The organism is Nonomuraea sp. 3N208 (assembly GCF_052245935.1).
In the GTDB taxonomy this organism is placed as follows: domain Bacteria; phylum Actinomycetota; class Actinomycetes; order Streptosporangiales; family Streptosporangiaceae; genus Nonomuraea.
Window position 1 is genome coordinate 1 of sequence record NZ_JBQQBR010000184.1, and the last position, 767, is coordinate 767.

Genomic DNA, 767 nt, shown 5'->3' on the forward strand with positions numbered 1-767 from the left:
CGCTTGCGCCGGCACCGCGCGCCAGTCATGAACGAACAGGGTGTACGCGTCATCTCCCAGCCGCGGCTGCTCGCAGATGTCACGCATCCCGTACCGCCGTAAACGCTCCACCCAGGCTTGGTTCGGACGCCGTACCGCGATGTAGGACCAGGCCATCCGCTCGGACCGCAGACAATTGCCGATCATCCGCCACTGGATCACCTCCATCACCGGCGAATGTCCGCGATACGGCGGCAGCGCCCAGAGCCGGCTGAGCGCCAAATGTTCCCCGGCGCGCAACGGCGTGGTGGCACGCGCATGCGCCCACGCCGCGGCCACGATCGGGTCGGCGGCCAGCTCCTGCTCATCGAGTTCCGCCAGACGCAGCCACGCGGAGAACGCCACGGGCTCGCCGGTTTCGGTCCGTCGATACAACCGGAACGCCTGCAGTTGACGTTCCGCCCAGAAGGCGGCGCAGCCCGCGGACGCCGTGCCCTCCGCTGTCGTCGCCACCCGGAGCAACGTGCCGACGTCCTCGGCCCGCAGCACCTCTTCCTGGAACTCGCCCTCCTCGTGGCGGCGGTGGACATCGGCCGGCGCACCGTTGCCGCGATGCAGGTAGAGCAGTGCCGCCACCGTGCCGGGCACGTCCGCATCGCTGGCCGTGCGCACCTTCTGCGCCAGATGCGCGTGAATGCGGTCGTGCATCACCGCATACCCCTCCGGATCCCGCCACCGCAGGTCCGCCTCCAGCAGCTCCCGCACCACGTCATGCGCAAACAGCCCGA

General features: G+C 69.6%; 1 protein-coding gene. It reads right to left on the minus strand.

What is annotated here, in order from left to right; translation table 11 throughout:
- On the minus strand, positions 1-744 hold a 744-nt coding region (locus ACTWPT_RS60145; RefSeq protein WP_443186504.1), incomplete at its 3' end, for a hypothetical protein.
- Between the last annotated feature and the right edge of the window lie 23 nt (positions 745-767).